Raw genomic sequence first — 17,881 nt, 5'->3', positions numbered from 1 at the left:
TTATCGGCTTTGCGACCAGCGCCACTCGCGAAGGTTTTGATCCGAAAACGTCATGCTGACCACGCTTGCAATTGCCAACTACCGTTCGCTGCTCGATTTGATCGTGCCGCTCGGCGCACTCAATGTCATTACCGGGCCCAACGGCAGCGGAAAGTCGAACGTCTACCGGGCACTGCGTCTTCTGGCGCTGACGGCCAAAGGCGGACTCATCCCGTCACTCGCGCGCGAGGGTGGACTGCCGTCGACACTGTGGGCCGGGCCCGAGCGGTTTTCACGCGCCATGCTCGCCGGCGAGCAGCCGGTACAGGGGACGCGCCGCAAGGACGCCGTCAGTTTGCGCCTAGGGTTCGCGGGGGCTTCGTTCGGCTACGCAGTCGATCTCGGCTTGCCGATGCCCAGCGGTTCTCAGTTCTCGCTGGACCCCGTCATCAAACGGGAGTGCATCTGGAGCGGACCGATCTTACGCCCATCGACAATGCTCGTGGACAGGCAAGGCGCGATGATCCGTACGCGCGACCAAAGCGGAGAATGGTTCACGGTTCCTCAGCCAGTCGCCAGCTTCGACAGCATGATGACCGAGTTCATGGACCCGAAGACCGCGCCAGAGATGATTGCCGTGCGCGAGCAGATCCGGTCGTGGCGCTTTTACGATCACTTCCGTACCGACGAGCAAGCCCCTACGCGTTTGCCTCAGATTGGCACCCATACCCCCGTACTTGGCGACGACGGCTCGGACCTCGCGGCCGCCCTGCAGACGATTCGCGAGATCGGCGATGGCGCCGCGCTCGATGCATCCATCGACGATGCGTTCCCGGGCGCGCGCGTCGGGGTGACCAGCCACGACGGCCGCTTCGAAATAACGATGCATCAGCATGGGCTTTTGCGCGAGCTGAGAGGCGCTGAGCTTTCGGACGGCACGCTGCGCTATTTGCTGCTCGTCGCCGCGTTGCTGACGCCCCGGCCGCCGACGCTGCTCGTGTTGAACGAACCGGAAACGAGCCTCCACCCCGATCTCCTTCCGGCGTTGGCGCGCCTTATCGCGCAGGCGTCGGCACGGTCTCAGGTGCTGGTCGTTTCGCACGCCACGCGGCTCGTAGCCGCGCTCGAGCGCGAAAGCGAGTGCAACTCGATCGTGCTCGAAAAAGAGCTCGGCGCCACGCGCATCGTCGATCTCGACGCGTTCGACTTGCCGCCATGGAAGTGGCCGTCGCGATAAGCGGCGCGAACCGCGTGCGTTACGGCTCGTTCTCGGCCACCTTGCACTGATGATCGAGCAGCACTTCGGCGGAGCCCGTGCCACCGTCGACATCGGTGCCGCTATTCACGATCAGCCATCCGTCGTCCCGCGCCGACGGTCCGGCGCCCGTTACGAGAATGGTCTGCGCGGCCATCGCATCGGGCCCTTGCTTGTCGCGCGCGACGATGTCGAACGGGTTCACGTCGAACATCGGTCCGCCGACTCGCATGATGCGATAACGCGCACCGTCGAGCGTGTCCCAGGCCCATCGATTCGGCGCATCGTTGCGATGACGCTGCAACGCCTCGATCGCGCTCGCACGCATGCAATCGATGTGAATGTGCAATTGTTCCTGCGAGCGCCGAGAAGCGGAATTGATTTCGAGGCCGAGTTGATCGTCCGCGAGCGTTGCCCGATGAGCCGCTGTCAGCGACGCTTCGACGAAGCCGCGGGACTTCCATGCGTCGGCCCAGTAGTTCGGCGCGTCCGGCGCGAGCACGAGCGGACTTTCCACGCCGGATATGCGATCGGTCGGTATCAGCAAATGTTGCGCGATGCCGTTCCGATCCTTGAGGATCGCATAGCGATGGCTGAGATCGACGCGCGAGCAGACGCCGGTCTTGTCCGTCGTTCGGGCGGCCGGCGCGCAATCGAAATGAACGATCTGCCAAAGCGCGTTGGGGTCCGCCGCGGCAAGCGTCTCGCAGCCCGCAATCAGCAACGTCGCACATATCGCCAAGCGGCCGGCGCATGCGCGCACCCGTTCGTGTAAGCCGCGCATACTATTTCTTCAGGAAACGCAGTGCGAACTTCGCGAGGCGCGGCACGAACGTCGGGCGAAGCAGCCGCGCGTCATAGCCGCTCATGCGTCGTTCGTTTTCTTCGAGGCAGAGCTCGATGAGCTTGCGGGGGGTGATGGCTTCGCCCACCGCCGCCGCGCCCGTCGCCGCGAAATTGGCGTCGTGCGCGACGCCGTCGGCGTCGATGCCTTTCGCGATCGCCACGCGCTCCCAGACGAGCAGAAACCAGACGCCGATGACGCGAGCGAAGAACCAGGGCCGCTTCCACCAGGGCAGGTTGCGCCGATGCCAGGTAACCCAGTTCACGAAGAAGAGGATGTGCCGCGCCTCTTCCTGAATGACGGGCTCGAACGTCTCGACGAGCGCATCGGGGAAAAAACCCGAAAGCTGCGCGGACCGGAACAGTCCGAACGCGAAAAAGCTGTCGATGCATTCGCTGAAGCCTGTCACCATCCAGGCCCACTCCGCGTCGCGCGGGGCGGGATATTCGGGTTCCGGGGCGAGCTCAATGCCGTAAGCCCCGACGAGCTTCGACAACACGACCTTGTGACGCGCCTCTTCGGCGCCATCGAGTTCAAGCGCTACGCGCAAAAGCGGATCGCGCACGCTTGCCGCGTAGGTGGCAACGCGGATAGAGGCGCGGCCCTCGGTTTGGACCGCGATGTCCCAGATCGGCAGCGACGTGACGCGCGTCAGCGCGTCGGGCGGGAGTTCCGGCCAGGCGATCACGGCAGGCTTGTAAGGATTGTGCGTCTCGAGCAGCATGCGGCAAAACATCCGCTTGTGGGCCTCCGAGCCCAGCTTGATGGGTACCTTGTCGCCGACGTTCCAGTGGCGCATCGCATAGTCGGCTGCTTCTTGTTGCTCGAGCGTGTCAGACATGGTTTTCGCGGAATGACAAGTGGCAAAAACGCGGCCATTTTGTCATAGAACGACTCTCGACGCCGCCCAGGCGGGCTCCCGCACTGGCGCCCGTGAAGCCGCCGGAACGGCACGCGGCGCCTGCCGCCGCGCGGAACGGACGCGAATTTGTCGAATCGCGACAAAGACGCGCCAGGCGCCAGACGTCGCAAAACGCGAGTAAAGCCGTAAAGCCTTGGCGGGCGGTGCTCCCAGCCAGTCGACGACGACCACGCTTGTCCGGACGTGTCGCATTTTCGCAAGCGTGCGTCGGAATTCGTCGGCTAAGTGGGGATTTTTCTAGCAACTATGTATGCACACTTTGCAGGTTCGCGCCTGCCGCAAGGAGACGGTAAAGATGAGTTCACCCAAGGTGCTGGTCGAAGGCCTCTTCAAGGTGTTCGGCAACAACCCGGGAGCCGCCCTGGACATGCTCAGCCAAGGTGCGACGAAGGATGAAATCTTCGCGCGCACGGGTCAGGTCGTCGGCGTTCACAACGTGTCGTTCGAGGTTCAGGAGGGCGAGATCTTCGTCCTGATGGGCCTGTCCGGTTCCGGCAAGTCGACGCTGATTCGCCTGATCAATCGGCTCGTCGATCCCACGGCCGGAAAGATTGTCATCGACGGGCGCGATATCGCGGCCGTGCGGCGTTCCGAGCTCACTGCGCTGCGCCGCAGGGATATGAGCATGGTGTTCCAGTCCTTCGCGCTGATGCCGCAGCGCACCGTGCTCTCCAACGCCGCGTTCGGGCTCGAGGTGGCCGGCGTCGGGCGTAAGGAGCGCGAGGCGAAAGCGATGGCGGTGCTCGAGCAGGTCGGTCTCGCCCCGTTCGCGCACAAGCTCCCGGCCGAGCTGTCGGGCGGCATGCAGCAGCGTGTCGGGCTTGCGCGCGCGCTCGCCGTCAACCCGTCGCTGATGATCATGGACGAAGCGTTCTCGGCGCTCGATCCGTTGAAGCGCAAGGAAATGCAGAACGTCCTGCTGCAACTGCAGAAGGACCAGCGCCGCACGATCATGTTCGTCTCGCACGATCTCGAAGAGGCGTTCAGGATCGGCAACCGCATCGCGATCATGGAGGGCGGCAGGCTCGTGCAGCTCGGAACGCCCCAAGAAATCGTCAGTAGTCCTGCCGATGACTACGTCCGCGCGTTCTTCGAGGGCGTCGATACGAGCCGCTACCTGACGGCGGGCGACCTGATGCAGACGGACGCCGTGCCGCTCGTGCGGCAGCTCGATACCGCCAGCGTGGCGGCATCGATGAACGGCAGCGCCGACTATGCGTTCGTGCTCGATGGCGAACGCAAGATTCGCGGCTTCGTGACGCGCGATGCGCTCGCCACGGCGGCGCCGAGCCTCGCGCAGATCGAAAGCATCCCGCGCGCCGCATCGCTCGAGCAGGTCGTCTCGCGCGTGATGGCCTATCCGCGCGCGCTGCCCGTCGTCGACGACGACGGTTGTTATTGCGGCTCGGTCGATCGTGCCGTCGTTCTTCAAGCGCTGACGCGCATGCGAGGTTCCCATGTCTGAACTGATTCCGCTCGGCAGCTGGGTCGATCAGTCTGTCCACTATCTGCTCGATCATGACAGCCGCGTCTTCGACGCGGTCGGCCGCGGCATCGACGGCCTCGCGGCGCTCGTCGAGCATGGCTTGCAGGCGATTCCGATGCCTGCGCTGATGGCGATTTTCATCGCTGTGGCGCTATGGCGCGTAGGCTGGCGCTTCGCGATCTTCACGACGCTTTCGCTGTTGCTGATTTTTGCTACCGGGTTCTGGGATCAGACCGTCGTGACGCTCGGACTGACGCTCTCGTCGACCATCATCAGTCTCGTGCTCGGCATTCCGCTCGGCATCTGGACGGCGAAGAGCAAGCATGTGGCGCTCATCGTACGGCCGATCCTCGATCTCATGCAGACGATGCCGGCCTTCGTTTACCTGATTCCGGCCGCCATGCTGTTCGGGCTCGGCCGCGTGCCCGGCATCATTTCGACGGTCGTGTTCGCGATGCCGCCGGCTGTGCGCCTCACGAGCCTCGGCATCAGGCATGTGAACCGCGAGATCGTAGAGGCAGGGCAGGCCTTCGGCTGCACGCCGTGGCAGCTGCTCTACAAGGTGCAGGTTCCCAATGCATTGCCGTCGATCATGCAGGGCGTCAACCAGACGATCATGATGGCGCTCTCGATGGTCATCATCGCATCGATGGTCGGCGCGGGCGGGCTTGGCAACGACGTGCTCGCGAGTATTCAGCGGCTCGACATCGGTCTCGGGTTTGAAAGCGGCTTGTCGGTGGTGCTGCTCGCGATCATTCTCGACCGTATTACCGAGAGCTTCGGCCGCACGCCCGGCACGGCGCCCGCGCCTCGCTTCAAGGGATTGCGCAGCGTGATGCGCCTGCGCCCCGCGCAATCGCAACAGCCCGCGGCCTGAGCCCGAGCACGGACGGAGCAAGCATGACGCCGGAGAACTTCATCGCGGACGAAGCCGAAGCGCAAGCCGAAGCCCAAGCCCAGGCGGCGAAGCCGGCCACCGTGCATTTCGGTTTTCTGACGCTGCCGAGCTTCTCGATGATCGCTTTCACGAGCGCCGTCGAAGTGCTCAGGATGACTAACTATGTCAGCCGGCGGACGCACTACCGCTGGTCCGTCATCTCGCCCGACGGCGTGCCCGTCTCGGCGAGCAACGGGGTGACGGTGACGCCGACGCAGACGCTCGAGCAAGCGGGCGTTCCCGACGTGCTGATCGTATGCGGCGGCACGCAGATCCGGCAGTCGGTGGATCAGCGCGTGCGCAGCCTGCTCGCGTATCTTGCGGCGCGTGAGGTTCCGCTCGGCGCGATCTGTACCGGTGCCTATGCGCTGCTGAGCGCCGGATTGCTCGACGGCTATCGCTGCACCGTTCATTGGGAGGACATGTCGGCGCTGCACGCCGAGTTTCCGAAGGTGAAGTTCAGCGACGAGCTGTTCGTGATCGACCGCGATCGCTTGACCTGCACCGGCGGCACGGCGCCGCTCGACCTCATGCTCCATCTGGTCGGCCAGCGGCTCGGCCAGAATCTCGCCGCGCAAGTCTCGGCCCAATTCATCCTCGAGCGGATTCGCAGCGCGTCCGATCACCAGCCGATTCCGGTCGATGCGCGCATCGGCTTCTCGCGCGCGGAGCTGATCGAAGTCGTACGGCTGATGGAGGCGAACATCGAAGAGCCGCTGTCGCTCGAGGAGCTCGCTCGCCTCGTGCAGCTCTCGCAGCGCCATCTGCAGCGAATGTTCAAGCTCTATCTCGACGTTTCACCGACGCATTACTACCTGTCGCTGCGGCTGCGTCGCGCGCGCGATCTGTTGCGGACGACGGATGCTTCGATCGCCGAGGTCACGAGCGTCTGTGGTTTTCAATCGGCGTGCCATTTCAGCAAGGCCTACCGCGCCCAGTTCGGCCATGCGCCGAGCCGCGAGCGCCGGCAGGAGCATTGAGGCCCGATGGCCGCTGCGACGCGTCGGATGAGATGACGAGGGCTATTGCGGGATCGCGTCGGCCGCGGCGTCGTCCAATCCCGCCTCCGTAAGCCCTTCGGCATCGCCAATCGCGACGCCGGCACGTTGCTCGCGATACATCACGGGCGGCATCCCGAACTGCTTGCGGAATTCACGTCCAAGGTGAGAGGCGTCGGAAAAGCCGCAACTCGACGCGATGTCGGCCACCGTGCGATCCGAACTCGTCAATAGCCAGGCTGCCGTCCGCAGCCGGATATGCTTGGCAAACGTCTGAGGACTCTTTCCCGTTTCCGCCTTGAAAAGACGCTCGAGCTGTCGCGGCGAAAGATCGAGCTTGGATGCCAGCTCGTCGAGCGGCAGCGCGCGCCCGACATACTGTTCCATGAGCAGGATCGCGCGCTTGACCTTAGGGTGCGTGGCGGGTGCGATGCCGGGCGGGTGGGGCTGCGGCGCGTTGCCCTTTTGCATCTCGCCGACGAGCAGAATGCGCAGCGCCTTTTGCACAGTGGCGTGATCCATGTGCCGCAGCAGAATCGCGGCCGCGACGTCGATCGACGCGCGCCCGCCCGAGCAAGTTATCCGCCGCCGATCGATCACGAAAAGCCGATCGGCGACGAGCGCATCGGCATCGGCGTTCGGGAAGCGCTCGATGAAATCCCAGTAGTGAAACCAGCTCACGCAGACTCGGTGACCGTCGAGCACGCCGGCCCGCATCAGCGCAAAGACGCCGGTGCAGATGCCGACGATCGTCGTGTTGCCGCGCGCGGCGCGACGGATGAATTCGAGCGTTTCGTCGTCGGCTTGCGGCACCGAATGCAGGAGGCCGCCCACGACGACGACGTAGTCGAACGGCTCCGCTTCGTCGTACGTTTCCCACGGCGTCACCTGGATCCCGCAGCTCGCGCGCACGGGCGCGAGCGTCTTGCCGACCACGCTCCAGGCACAGCGAACGGGCTTGCTGAAATCGCTGTCGTCGGCGGACAGCCGCAACATGTCGACGAAACCCGAAAACGCAGTCAACGTGAAATTCGGCATCAAGACGATGCCGAAGCGAATGCGCGCCTTCGGGACAGCGGAGGAAATCGTCGGTGACGGATCGACAGCGTTCATGTGATGCAAAAAAATTCGGGCGGTAGGTGTGCCGTGGGGATGAGCGTCGCCGATCGCGTTTCCCCTGATTTGCGGTTTTCCGTCGCGGATCATAGCGAAAGCGGCCGCGATCGGCCATTGGCAATGCTCTTGGCGACGGCATCCCACGGCGATGCCGTTTTTGTTCTATCTGGCCATTCTACGCTTTGGTGTACTTGAGTCCATCGGTGATGGCGATGGCGGCCGAGACGGAAGAAGGCCCCTTCGATCGTCCGAGCCGGCAGCGGCCGTCACCCCCTTCAATGACCGTGCGTCAAGTACGTCAAGAGAGGCAGTCCCCCATGAACGTCAGCGTTTTCGACCTCTTCAAGATCGGCATCGGGCCGTCGAGCTCGCATACGGTCGGGCCGATGATCGCCGCGTGCCGCTTCGTCTCGCACGTCGAGGATGCGAATCTGCTCGGTTATGTGCGCCGCGTCAAGGCGGAACTCTACGGATCGCTGGGCGCCACCGGCAAAGGTCACGGCACGGACAAGGCCGTCCTGCTCGGGCTCGAAGGCCATTTGCCCGATGCGATCGATCCGGACCTGATCGAGCCGCGCCTCGCCGAAATCCGTCGGAGCAAATCGCTTCGCCTGCTGAACCGCGTGGATATCCGCTTCGACGAGAAGGAGGACGTCGCGTTCTACCGGCGCCTGATGGGCGGCACGAACGTCGTTCACTCGAATGGCATGCGGTTTCAGGCCTTCGACGAGCACGGTCAACTGCTCGTCGAGAAAGAGTATTACTCGATCGGCGGCGGGTTCGTCGTCAATCGGGACGGCGATCGCGTCAATGGTGTGCGCGCCGCGGCGGAGTCGCCGTACCCGTTCCGGACGGGCGACGATCTGATGCGTGCCTGCCGCGAAAGCGGATTGTCGATCGCGCAGGTCACGCTGAGAAACGAGTGCGCGACGCGCACGCCGGCCGAAGTCCGCGAAGGCTTGCTGACGATCTGGCGCACGATGGCGCGCTGCGTCGAGCGCGGCTGCCAGATCGAGGGCGAGTTGCCGGGGCCCATGCGTGTCAAGCGCCGCGCGGCCGAGCTCGCGAAGCATCTGCGCGCGCGCACCGAGGAATCGTTGCGCGATCCGCTGTCGATGCTTGACTGGGTCAACCTCTACGCAATGGCCGTCAACGAGGAAAACGCCGCGGGCGGGCGCGTCGTCACGGCGCCGACCAACGGTGCGGCGGGTGTCATTCCGGCTGTCTTGCACTACTACGTGAAGTTCGTGCCGGGTGCGAACGAGGACGGCATCGTCGAGTTTCTGCTGACGGCCGCGGCGATCGGGATCATCTACAAGGAGACGGCGTCGATATCGGGTGCCGAAGTCGGCTGCCAGGGCGAAGTCGGCGTGGCCTGTTCGATGGCCGCGGCGGCGCTCGCGGCCGTCATGGGCGGCACGCCGCAGCAAGTCGAGAATGCCGCCGAAATCGGCATGGAGCACAACCTCGGCATGACCTGCGATCCCGTCGGCGGCCTCGTGCAGATTCCCTGCATCGAGCGCAATGCGATGGGGGCGATCAAGGCGCTCAACGCATCGCGGATGGCGTTGAAGGGCGACGGCCATCACTATGTCTCGCTCGATTCCGTCATCAAGACGATGCGCGAGACGGGAGCCGATATGAAAACCAAATACAAAGAGACGTCGCGCGGCGGGCTCGCCGTCAACGTCATCGAATGCTGAGCAGTGCTTAGGACCTGAGAGAAACGAATCACACACGCAACGACGAAACGTCGCTGTATCGACACAAGGACGAACGGAACCATCGCCATGAGCCGCTTTTCGATATTCAGCCTGGTGCGCAACGGCTTGTCATACCACGAGAACTGGGATCGCCAATGGCGCAGCCCGGAGCCGAAGCGCGAATACGACGTGGTGATCGTCGGCGGCGGCGGGCATGGGCTCGCGACCGCCTACTACCTCGCCAAGGAACATGGTCTGCGCAACGTCGCCGTCCTCGAGAAAGGGTGGCTCGGCGGCGGCAATACGGCTCGCAATACCACGATCATTCGCTCGAACTACCTATGGGACGAATCGGCCGCGCTCTACGAAAAGGCGATGAAGCTCTGGGAAGGCCTCTCCCAGGACCTCAACTACAACGTGATGTTCAGCCAGCGCGGCGTGATGAACCTCGCGCATACCCTGCAGGACGTGCGCGATACGCAACGGCGCATCAACGCGAACCGGCTCAACGGCGTCGACGCGGAGTGGCTCACGCCCGCGCAGATCAAGGAAATCGAGCCGACCATCAACCTGAATAGCCGCTACCCCGTACTCGGCGCATCGTTCCAGCGGCGCGGCGGCGTCGCGCGTCACGATGCGGTGGCATGGGGCTTCGCGCGCGGCGCCGATGCGCGCGGCGTCGACATCATTCAGAACTGCCAGGTCACGGGCATTCGACGAGAAGGCGGCGCGGTCGTCGGCGTCGATACGGTCAAGGGCTTCATCAAGGCGAAGAAGGTCGCCGTAGTGGCGGCCGGCAACACGACGACGCTCGCCGATATGGCCGGCATTCGCCTGCCGATCGAAAGTCATCCGCTGCAGGCACTCGTGTCGGAGCCGATCAAGCCCGTCGTGAATACGGTCGTGATGTCGAACGCGGTGCACGCGTACATCAGCCAATCCGACAAGGGCGATCTCGTCATCGGCGCCGGCATCGACCAATATACGGGCTTCGGCCAGCGCGGCAGCTTCCACATCATCGAAGGCACGTTGGAGGCCATCGTCGAGATGTTCCCCGTCTTCTCGCGCGTGCGGATGAACCGGCAGTGGGGCGGCATCGTCGATGTTTCGCCCGATGCCTGCCCGATCATCAGCAAGACGGACGTGAAGGGGCTTTACTTCAACTGCGGATGGGGAACCGGCGGCTTCAAGGCGACGCCGGGCTCGGGCTGGGCCTTCGCCCACACGATCGCGAACGATGCGCCGCATCCGCTCAATGCGCCGTTCGCGCTGGACCGGTTCTACACGGGCCACCTTATCGACGAGCACGGCGCAGCCGCCGTCGCTCACTGATGCACTAGGAGACCGAAATGTTGCTGATCGAATGTCCGTGGTGCGGTCCCCGTGCCGAATCCGAGTTTTCATGCGGCGGTGAAGCCGATATCGTGCGTCCGGCCGAGCCCGACAAGCTCTCCGATCGCGAGTGGGGCGATTACCTGTTCATGCGCAAGAATCCGCGCGGCGTGCACCGTGAGCAATGGATGCACGCGCAAGGATGTCGCCGCTGGTTCATGGTCACGCGCGATACGGTCACCTACGCGTTCCAGGGATATGAGACGTTCGGCGGCGCGAGCGCCGGGCACGCCGCAAAAGAGGGCAAGCAATCATGAGCAGTCAGAAAGACCGCCTCGGCGCCGGCGGCCGAATCAATCGCGCCATCCCGCTGACGTTCACGTTCAACGGCCGCACTTACCAGGGTTATCAGGGCGATACGCTCGCGTCCGCGCTGCTCGCGAACGGCGTTCACTTCGTCGCGCGGAGCTGGAAGTATCACCGGCCGCGCGGCATCGTGACGGCCGGGGTCGAAGAGCCGAATGCGATCGTGCAGCTCGAGCGCGGTGCCTACACGGTACCGAACGCACGCGCGACGGAGGTCGAGCTCTATCAGGGGCTCGTGGCCACGACGGTCAATGCGGAGCCCTCGCTCGAGAACGACCGCATGGCGGTCAATCAGAAGTTCGCGCGATTCATTCCCGCGGGCTTCTACTACAAGACATTCATGTGGCCGCGCAAATGGTGGCCGAAGTACGAGGAAAAGATCCGCGCCGCGGCAGGTCTCGGCAAAGCGCCTGACACGCTCGACGCCGATCGCTACGATAAGTGCTTCGCGCATTGCGACGTGCTCGTGGTGGGCGGCGGGCCGACGGGCCTCGCGGCGGCGCACGCGGCGGGTCTTTCCGGCGCGCGCGTCATTCTCGTCGACGACCAGCGCGAGCTCGGCGCAAGCCTGCTGTCGTGCCGCGCGCAGATCGACGGCAAGCCGGCGACGCAATGGGTCGAGAAAATCGAGGCCGCGCTCGCGCAGATGCCCGACGTGAAGGTGCTTTCGCGCGCCACGGCGTTCGGCTACCAGGACCACAACCTCGTCACGGTCGTGCAGCGCCTGACCGACCATCTGCCCGTATCGATGCGCAAGGGCACGCGGGAGTTGGTCTGGAAGATCCGGGCCAAGCGCGTGATTCTGGCCACGGGCGCCCATGAGAGGCCGCTCGTTTTCGGCAACAACGACTTGCCCGGCATCATGCTGGCCTCGGCCGTGTCGACCTATATCCATCGATATGGCGTGATGCCGGGGCGCGAAGCCGTCGTCTTCACGAACAACGACGACGGCTATCAAAGCGCGCTCGACCTGGCGGCCAGCGGGGCGAAGGTGACGGTCGTCGATCCTCGCGCGAAAACCGACGGCTCGCTGCCGGCGACGGCACGGCGTCACGGCCTGAAGGTCATGAGCGGTGCCGTCGTCGTTGCCGCGCATGGGAATCGGCGCGTGGCGTCGGTCGATGTCGCTTCGTTTGCCAACGGCACGGCCGGCGCCCAGGTGGCCACGCTCGCATGCGATCTCGTTGCCGTGTCGGGCGGATGGAGCCCGGTGCTTCACCTTTTCGCGCAATCGGGCGGCAAGGCTCACTGGAACGACGAGAAGGCGTGCTTTGTGCCGGGACGCGGCGTTCAGGCGCAGGTCAGCGTGGGCGCCGCGGCGGGCGAGTTCAGCCTCGCACGCGGTCTGCGCTTCGCGATCGACGCGGGCATCGAAGCCGTGCAATCGCTCGGATTCAAGAGCGCGCGCCCCGCGGCGCCGCAGATTGCGGAGATCAAGGAGACGCCAATATTGCCGCTTTGGCTCGTCGGCAATCGCGCACAGGCGACGCGCGGTCCGAAGCAGTTCGTCGATTTTCAGAACGACGTTTCGGCGGCCGACATTCTGCTCGCCGTGCGTGAGGGCTTCGAATCGGTCGAGCATGTGAAGCGCTATACGGCGATGGGCTTCGGCACCGACCAGGGCAAGCTCGGCAACATCAACGGCATGGCCATCCTCGCGAGCGCACTCGGAAAGACGATTCCGGAGACGGGCACGACGACGTTCCGCCCGAACTACACCCCCGTCACCTTCGGCGCGATCGCGGGCCGCGAGATCGGCGACTTCATCGATCCGATCCGCAAGACCTGCATTCACGAATGGCACGTCGAGCATGGCGCGGCGTTCGAGGACGTCGGCAACTGGAAGCGGCCCTGGTATTACCCGCAGGCCGGCGAAGACCTGCACGCGGCCGTGGCGCGCGAATGCCTTGCTGTGCGTAACGGCGTCGGCATCCTCGACGCGTCGACGCTCGGCAAGATCGACATCCAGGGACCGGACGCGGCGAAGCTGCTGAACTGGGTCTATACGAATCCGTGGTCGAAGCTGGAAGTCGGCAAGTGCCGCTATGGCCTCATGCTCGACGAAAACGGCATGGTGTTCGACGATGGCGTGACGGTGCGCCTCGGCGAGCAGCATTACATGATGACGACGACGACGGGCGGCGCCGCGCGCGTGCTGACGTGGCTCGAGCGCTGGCTACAGACGGAATGGCCCGACATGAAGGTGCGGCTGGCATCGGTGACCGACCATTGGGCGACCTTCGCCGTCGTCGGGCCCAAGAGCCGCAAGGTGCTGAAGAAGGTCTGTCAGGACATCGACTTCGCGAACGAGGCGTTCCCGTTCATGAGCTACCGCGACGGCACAGTCGCGGGCGTGAAGGCGCGTGTCATGCGCATCAGCTTCTCGGGCGAGCTCGCCTACGAAGTGAACGTGCCGGCCAACGCGGGCCGTGGCGTGTGGGAAGCGTTGATGAGCGCGGGCGAGGAGTTCGGCATCACGCCTTACGGCACCGAGACGATGCACGTGTTGCGCGCCGAGAAGGGGTACATCATCGTCGGCCAGGATACGGACGGCTCGATCACGCCGTTCGATCTCGGCATGGGCGGGCTCGTCGCGAAGTCGAAGGACTGTCTCGGCAAGCGCTCGCTCACGCGTTCGGATACCGTCCGCGACGACCGCAAACAACTCGTAGGACTCCTGACCGATGACGCTTCGTGCGTGCTGCCCGAAGGCGGCCAGATCGTGGCGGCGGGCGTGAGGACGCCGCCGGCGGGACAGGTGGCGCATGAGCCGGTGCCGATGCTCGGTCACGTCACGTCGAGTTACCACAGCCCGATCCTCAAGCGTTCGATCGCGCTCGCGGTCGTGAAGGGAGGGCTGGGCAAAATCGGGCAGAAGGTGTCGATCGATCTGAACGGCAAGACCGTCGAGGCGACGATTTCGAGCCCCGTGTTTTACGACACCGAAGGAGTGCGTCAGCATGTGGAATGAGAACCGAAACGATGCGGTCGCGCTCGAAGGGCGCACCCGGCTCGAGTCGCCGCTCGTGGGCGCACAGGATCTGCTCGCCGCGCATCAGGCGCTTAAATCGAAAGCGTTTCGTCTGCGTGAGCGGCCGTTTCTCGAGCTCGTGAACGTGCGCGGGGACGCGGGCGACGCTGCGTTCGCAAGCGCCGTCGAGAAGGTGATCGGTACGCGCTTGCCGGTGAAGCCCAACACGGTGGCGCAGGCGAGCGACTACGACGTCATCTGGCTCGGCCCCGACGAATGGCTCGTGCGCTCGAGCGAGCCGCGCGCGTCCGATCTCGAGGCCAGGCTCGAGGCCGCGTTCGTCGGTACATTCGCGACGGCCGTCGACGTCGGCAGCGGCTATACGGTCCTCGAAGCGAGCGGTGAGCGCGTGCGCGACATCATCTCGCGCGGATGCCCGCTCGATCTGCACCCGCGTGTGCTCGCGCGCGGCCAGTGCGCGCAGAGCCACTATTTCAAGGCGTCGATCGTGCTCGTGCCGACGGCGGATGACACGTTCGAGATCGTCGTGCGCCGCAGCTTCGCCGATTACTTCTGCCGCATCGTGCTCGACGCCGCGCAGCCGCTGCTTTAATCAAGACGGCGCGACCCGTCCATCGTTGCGGACTCCGAAGCACGCGCGCGAGATGACGATTATCCTTTGAGATTCAGCCCGACGAGGGCTGCATCTCGGAGGAGTCGTCATGGAATATTGCAAGCTCGGCCGCACTGGCCTGACTGTTTCGCGCCTGTGTCTCGGCACGATGACCTTCGGCTTTCAAGTCGAAGAGGAGATGGCCGGCCGAATCATGCAGACGGCCGCCGACGCGGGCGTGACATTCTTCGACACGGCCGATGTCTATCCGCTCGGCGGCGGCGAGTCGCGCGTCGGCGCGACCGAACAGGTCGTCGGGCGCTGGCTGAAAGGAAAGCGTCATCGCTTCATCCTGGCCACGAAAGCGGTCGGCGCAATGGGGCCATCCCCTTGGGACAAAGGCGCGTCGCGCAAGCATCTGCTCGATGCGATCGACGCGTCGTTGCAGCGGCTCGGCACCGATTACGTCGATCTCTACCAACTCCATTCCGACGATCGCGACACGCCGCTCGACGAGACGCTCGAAGCGCTCGATACGATCGTGCGCTCGGGCCGCGCCCGCTATATCGGCGTATCGAACTTTCTGGCGTACCGGCTCGCATTGGCGCTCGGACGCGCCGACACGCTGCGGCTCGCGCGCTTCGTTTCGGTGCAGCCGCGCTACAACCTGCTCTTTCGGCAGATCGAGCGCGAATTGCTGCCGCTCGCCCAGGAGGAAGGGCTCGGCGTCATTCCTTACAACCCGCTTGCGGGCGGCCTGCTGACGGGCAAGCACAAGCGCGAGGGCGCACCGCCCGAAGGCCGGTTTACGCTCGGCACCGCCGGAAAGCTCTATCAAGAGCGTTATTGGCACGAGCGCGAGTTCGCGACGGTCGAGGCTTTTCAGCAGGCGGCGCGCGAGGCGAGCGTCTCTCCGGTAACAGCCGCCGTGTCGTGGGTTTGTCGAACCCCGCGATCACATCAGCCATCATCGGAGCGAGCCGGCCCGAACAATTGGGCGATTCGCTCGCGGCGGCCGATCATAAACTCGATCCGGCGTTCAAGGAGAAGCTCGACGAGCTTTCGCACGAATATCGCTTTGGGGACGCATTGCGTTGAACGCATCGCGTGCCGATGGGCGAGCGGCGCGGCGCGGGTGCCGCGCACGCTCACTCACTCGGCGGTGACGTACTGCTGTCTGCGTTCGGTTGAATCGGGCCGCGGCGTTTCAGCCGCCACCGACCGCATGCGCCGCGCCTCATCGATCGGGCTCAAGCCGAAGAAGCGCTTGAACTCGCGGCTGAACTGCGAGGCGCTTTCATATCCCACGTGCGCCGCCGCGGTACTGACATTGAGACCATCTTGCGCCATCAGAAGGCGCGCGTGGTGGAGCCGGGTCGTCTTCAGATACTGCATCGGCGAGGTCGCCGTCACGGCCTTGAACTGCGCATGAAACACGGCAAGGCTCATGCCGGCTTCGCGCGCCAGGGTCTCGACGTCGAGATCGTTGCGGTAATCCGAATGAATGCGCCGCAACGCTTTCGCGATGCGCCCAAAATGATTCTGCTGCGTAAGCGCGATCCGAATCACGTCGCCTTGCGGGCCCGTCAGCACGCGATAACAAATCTCGCGCAGGATCGAGGGGCCGAGAATGCGCCCATCCGACGGTGAAGCGAGCGCTTCGAGCAATCGGAGGACGGCATCGCCGAGCGGCGGGTCGATCGGCGTAGCGTAGAAGGCGCGCGGCTCGCCGTGCAGCGGACCGCGCATATCGTTGAGCGCGATCAGCAATTCCGCGACGACGGTCAAATCGATCTTGATCGAGATTCCGAGCAGCGGCTCCGCTTCGCTTGCCTCCGTTTCGCATTCGAATGGCAGCGGCACCGCCATGACGAGGTAATGCCGCGCATCGTATACGAACGTCTGTTCGCCAACGAATCCGCGTTTGCGGCCCTGGCAGATGATGACGATGCACGGGTCGTACATCACGGGGTTGCGCGCAAGGGGATGGTTCACGCGCATGAACCTCACGCCGTCGAGATCCGATTGCGTGAAGCCCTCGGCCGGCGCCAGCTTGCCGAGCAGTTCGATCACGCGGGGTTGAGCCATATCGACGAGAGCCGTGTCAGAAGAGGAATGGTTCATGTCCGGCAGCCTGCCTTACAAGAGGATCAGGCTCGAAATCTAGCACCAAACGCATGGCCATGCAGAAAGGGCAGAGAAACAGGCAAGCCTTCGATAGGTTCGGGTATTCCCGAGGCGGGGTCGGCTTGCCTAGCATGGGAGTTCTTTTGCTGAACCCTTCATTCCGAGGACTGATCATGTACAAGACCCATGGATACGCCGCCAGCGACGCCCGCTCGCCGCTCGCTCCGTTCGAATTCGAGCGCCGCGCGCTGCGCGAATACGACGTGCAGATCGACGTGATGTATTGCGGCGTTTGCCACTCCGATCTCCATCAGGCGCGCAACGAATGGAGCAATTCCATTTATCCGGTCGTGCCAGGCCATGAGATCGTCGGCCGCGTGAAGGAGGTCGGCCCCGGCGTCACGCGCTACAAGGTCGGCGACCTCGTCGGTGTAGGCTGTCTCGTCGACTCGTGTCGCACCTGCGCGAGCTGTGCCGAAGGATTGGAGCAGTATTGCGAGAACGGTTGGGTGGGCACTTACAACGGGGCCGACCGCGTCACGGGCGAAATCACGTACGGCGGCTATTCCACGAAGATCGTCGTCGATGAGGCGTTCGTGCTGCGCATCCCCGACAATCTCGACCCGGCCGCTGCCGCACCACTCCTGTGCGCGGGCATCACCACGTACTCACCGCTGCGCACATGGGGCGCCGGGCCCGGCAAGAAGGTAGGCGTGATCGGCCTCGGCGGGCTCGGTCATATGGGCGTGAAGCTCGCCAGCGCGATGGGTGCGCACGTGGTACTGTTCACGACGTCGCCGTCGAAGATCGAGGATGCGAAGCGTCTCGGCGCGCATGAAGTGGTGATCTCGAAGGATCCCGAGCAAATGCGCGCGCATCTGAACAGCTTCGATTTCCTGCTGAATACCGTCGCCGCGCAGCACGATCTGAATCCGTTCATCGAGCTGCTCAAACGTGACGGCACCATGACGCTCGTCGGCGCGCCGGAGCACGATCATCCGTCGCCGCAGGTGTTCGGCCTCATCATGAAGCGCCGGCGGATCGCGGGCTCGTTGATCGGCGGCATCGCCGAGACGCAGGAAATGCTCGATTTTTGCGGTAAGCACGGAATCACTTCGGACATCGAAACGATTCCTATGCAGAAGATCAATGAGGCGTACGGCCGCATGTTGAAGAGCGACGTCAAGTATCGCTTCGTGATCGACCTCGATTCGTTACGACAATAAGGCAGG

General features: G+C 64.2%; 13 protein-coding genes and 2 pseudogenes. 11 read left to right on the top strand and 4 right to left on the bottom strand.

Features of this window, described 5'->3' with window-relative positions; genetic code table 11:
* Positions 1 to 52 precede the first annotated feature (52 nt).
* Positions 53 to 1,216 carry an AAA family ATPase gene (locus tag C9I57_RS00435; RefSeq protein ID WP_107148689.1) on the top strand — a complete coding sequence of 388 codons (1,164 nt, stop codon included), beginning with the start codon at positions 53 to 55 and terminating at the stop codon, positions 1,214 to 1,216.
* Between the two features lie 19 nt (positions 1,217 to 1,235).
* Here C9I57_RS00435 and C9I57_RS00430 read toward each other — a convergent pair whose 3' ends face one another.
* On the bottom strand, positions 1,236 to 2,018 hold the full coding sequence (locus C9I57_RS00430; protein ID WP_107148688.1) for a CDP-diacylglycerol diphosphatase: 783 nt from the start codon (positions 2,016 to 2,018) through the stop codon (positions 1,236 to 1,238).
* A 1-nt stretch (position 2,019) separates the two neighbouring features.
* Positions 2,020 to 2,919, bottom strand: a complete 900-nt coding sequence (locus tag C9I57_RS00425; RefSeq protein ID WP_107148687.1) for an aminomethyltransferase — start codon at positions 2,917 to 2,919, stop codon at positions 2,020 to 2,022.
* A 250-nt stretch (positions 2,920 to 3,169) separates the two neighbouring features.
* Between C9I57_RS00425 and C9I57_RS00420 the strand changes: the two are divergent.
* The 3 genes and pseudogenes from C9I57_RS00420 to C9I57_RS00410 form a co-directional block, all read left to right on the top strand.
* Positions 3,170 to 4,465, top strand: a pseudogene (locus C9I57_RS00420) (quaternary amine ABC transporter ATP-binding protein); the annotation flags it as partial.
* Positions 4,458 to 5,363, top strand: a complete 906-nt coding sequence (gene choW, locus C9I57_RS00415; protein ID WP_018441988.1) for a choline ABC transporter permease subunit — start codon at positions 4,458 to 4,460, stop codon at positions 5,361 to 5,363. The pseudogene C9I57_RS00420 and the gene choW, both read left to right, overlap by 8 nt.
* 23 nt (positions 5,364 to 5,386) lie before the next feature.
* Positions 5,387 to 6,403: a GlxA family transcriptional regulator gene (locus C9I57_RS00410; RefSeq protein ID WP_258187425.1), complete on the top strand. Its 1,017-nt coding sequence runs from the start codon at positions 5,387 to 5,389 to the stop codon at positions 6,401 to 6,403.
* 42 nt (positions 6,404 to 6,445) lie between these two features.
* Here the strand turns inward: C9I57_RS00410 and C9I57_RS00405 are convergent, their stop codons facing one another.
* A complete protein-coding gene (locus C9I57_RS00405) occupies positions 6,446 to 7,534 on the bottom strand; it encodes a GlxA family transcriptional regulator (protein WP_107149208.1) in 1,089 nt (362 codons plus the stop codon).
* Positions 7,535 to 7,854: 320 nt separating this feature from the next.
* Between C9I57_RS00405 and C9I57_RS00400 the strand changes: the two genes are divergently transcribed.
* The 6 genes and pseudogenes from C9I57_RS00400 (at position 7,855) to C9I57_RS00375 (ending at position 15,620) form a co-directional block, all read left to right on the top strand.
* The gene (locus tag C9I57_RS00400; RefSeq protein WP_107148685.1) at positions 7,855 to 9,240 is read left to right on the top strand and encodes an L-serine ammonia-lyase; all 1,386 of its coding nucleotides are present in this window, start codon (positions 7,855 to 7,857) and stop codon (positions 9,238 to 9,240) included.
* 87 nt (positions 9,241 to 9,327) lie between these two features.
* A complete protein-coding gene (locus tag C9I57_RS00395; RefSeq protein WP_107148684.1) occupies positions 9,328 to 10,572 on the top strand; it encodes a sarcosine oxidase subunit beta family protein in 1,245 nt (414 codons plus the stop codon).
* A 17-nt stretch (positions 10,573 to 10,589) separates the two neighbouring features.
* The gene (locus tag C9I57_RS00390; protein ID WP_181321677.1) at positions 10,590 to 10,889 is read left to right on the top strand and encodes a sarcosine oxidase subunit delta; all 300 of its coding nucleotides are present in this window, start codon (positions 10,590 to 10,592) and stop codon (positions 10,887 to 10,889) included.
* Complete coding sequence (locus tag C9I57_RS00385) at positions 10,886 to 13,909, top strand: sarcosine oxidase subunit alpha family protein (RefSeq protein WP_107148683.1); 3,024 nt, start codon at positions 10,886 to 10,888, stop codon at positions 13,907 to 13,909. The genes C9I57_RS00390 and C9I57_RS00385 overlap by 4 nt, the downstream gene beginning before the upstream one ends.
* The gene (locus C9I57_RS00380) at positions 13,899 to 14,522 is read left to right on the top strand and encodes a sarcosine oxidase subunit gamma (protein ID WP_107148682.1); all 624 of its coding nucleotides are present in this window, start codon (positions 13,899 to 13,901) and stop codon (positions 14,520 to 14,522) included. The genes C9I57_RS00385 and C9I57_RS00380 overlap by 11 nt, the downstream gene beginning before the upstream one ends.
* A gap of 109 nt (positions 14,523 to 14,631) precedes the next feature.
* Positions 14,632 to 15,620 (top strand): annotated as a pseudogene (locus C9I57_RS00375) (aldo/keto reductase).
* Positions 15,621 to 15,674: 54 nt separating this feature from the next.
* Here the strand turns inward: C9I57_RS00375 and C9I57_RS00370 are convergent.
* Positions 15,675 to 16,646 carry an AraC family transcriptional regulator gene (locus C9I57_RS00370; protein WP_107148681.1) on the bottom strand — a complete coding sequence of 324 codons (972 nt, stop codon included), beginning with the start codon at positions 16,644 to 16,646 and terminating at the stop codon, positions 15,675 to 15,677.
* Positions 16,647 to 16,822: 176 nt separating this feature from the next.
* Here C9I57_RS00370 and C9I57_RS00365 point away from each other — a divergent pair, with 176 nt between their 5' ends.
* Positions 16,823 to 17,875: an NAD(P)-dependent alcohol dehydrogenase gene (locus C9I57_RS00365; protein ID WP_107148680.1), complete on the top strand. Its 1,053-nt coding sequence runs from the start codon at positions 16,823 to 16,825 to the stop codon at positions 17,873 to 17,875.
* Positions 17,876 to 17,881: the final 6 nt, after the last annotated feature.

It is taken from the genome of Trinickia symbiotica, from assembly GCF_003028655.1.
GTDB classification, from domain to species: Bacteria; Pseudomonadota; Gammaproteobacteria; order Burkholderiales; family Burkholderiaceae; genus Trinickia; species Trinickia symbiotica_A.
Note: the sequence above shows the minus strand (reverse complement) of the source record. Positions and strands in the feature narration are given on the sequence as shown.

Excerpts from the sequence above, each read along its gene's own strand:
- C9I57_RS00435 (WP_107148689.1), top strand. The coding sequence starts at position 53 with ATGCTGACCACGCTTGCAATTGCCAACTACCGTTCGCTGCTCGATTTG.
- C9I57_RS00430 (WP_107148688.1), bottom strand. The coding sequence starts at position 2,018 with ATGCGCGGCTTACACGAACGGGTGCGCGCATGCGCCGGCCGCTTGGCG.
- C9I57_RS00425 (WP_107148687.1), bottom strand. The coding sequence starts at position 2,919 with ATGTCTGACACGCTCGAGCAACAAGAAGCAGCCGACTATGCGATGCGC.
- choW (WP_018441988.1), top strand. The coding sequence starts at position 4,458 with ATGTCTGAACTGATTCCGCTCGGCAGCTGGGTCGATCAGTCTGTCCAC.
- C9I57_RS00410 (WP_258187425.1), top strand. The coding sequence starts at position 5,387 with ATGACGCCGGAGAACTTCATCGCGGACGAAGCCGAAGCGCAAGCCGAA.
- C9I57_RS00405 (WP_107149208.1), bottom strand. The coding sequence starts at position 7,534 with ATGAACGCTGTCGATCCGTCACCGACGATTTCCTCCGCTGTCCCGAAG.
- C9I57_RS00400 (WP_107148685.1), top strand. The coding sequence starts at position 7,855 with ATGAACGTCAGCGTTTTCGACCTCTTCAAGATCGGCATCGGGCCGTCG.
- C9I57_RS00395 (WP_107148684.1), top strand. The coding sequence starts at position 9,328 with ATGAGCCGCTTTTCGATATTCAGCCTGGTGCGCAACGGCTTGTCATAC.
- C9I57_RS00390 (WP_181321677.1), top strand. The coding sequence starts at position 10,590 with ATGTTGCTGATCGAATGTCCGTGGTGCGGTCCCCGTGCCGAATCCGAG.
- C9I57_RS00385 (WP_107148683.1), top strand. The coding sequence starts at position 10,886 with ATGAGCAGTCAGAAAGACCGCCTCGGCGCCGGCGGCCGAATCAATCGC.
- C9I57_RS00380 (WP_107148682.1), top strand. The coding sequence starts at position 13,899 with ATGTGGAATGAGAACCGAAACGATGCGGTCGCGCTCGAAGGGCGCACC.
- C9I57_RS00370 (WP_107148681.1), bottom strand. The coding sequence starts at position 16,646 with ATGAACCATTCCTCTTCTGACACGGCTCTCGTCGATATGGCTCAACCC.
- C9I57_RS00365 (WP_107148680.1), top strand. The coding sequence starts at position 16,823 with ATGTACAAGACCCATGGATACGCCGCCAGCGACGCCCGCTCGCCGCTC.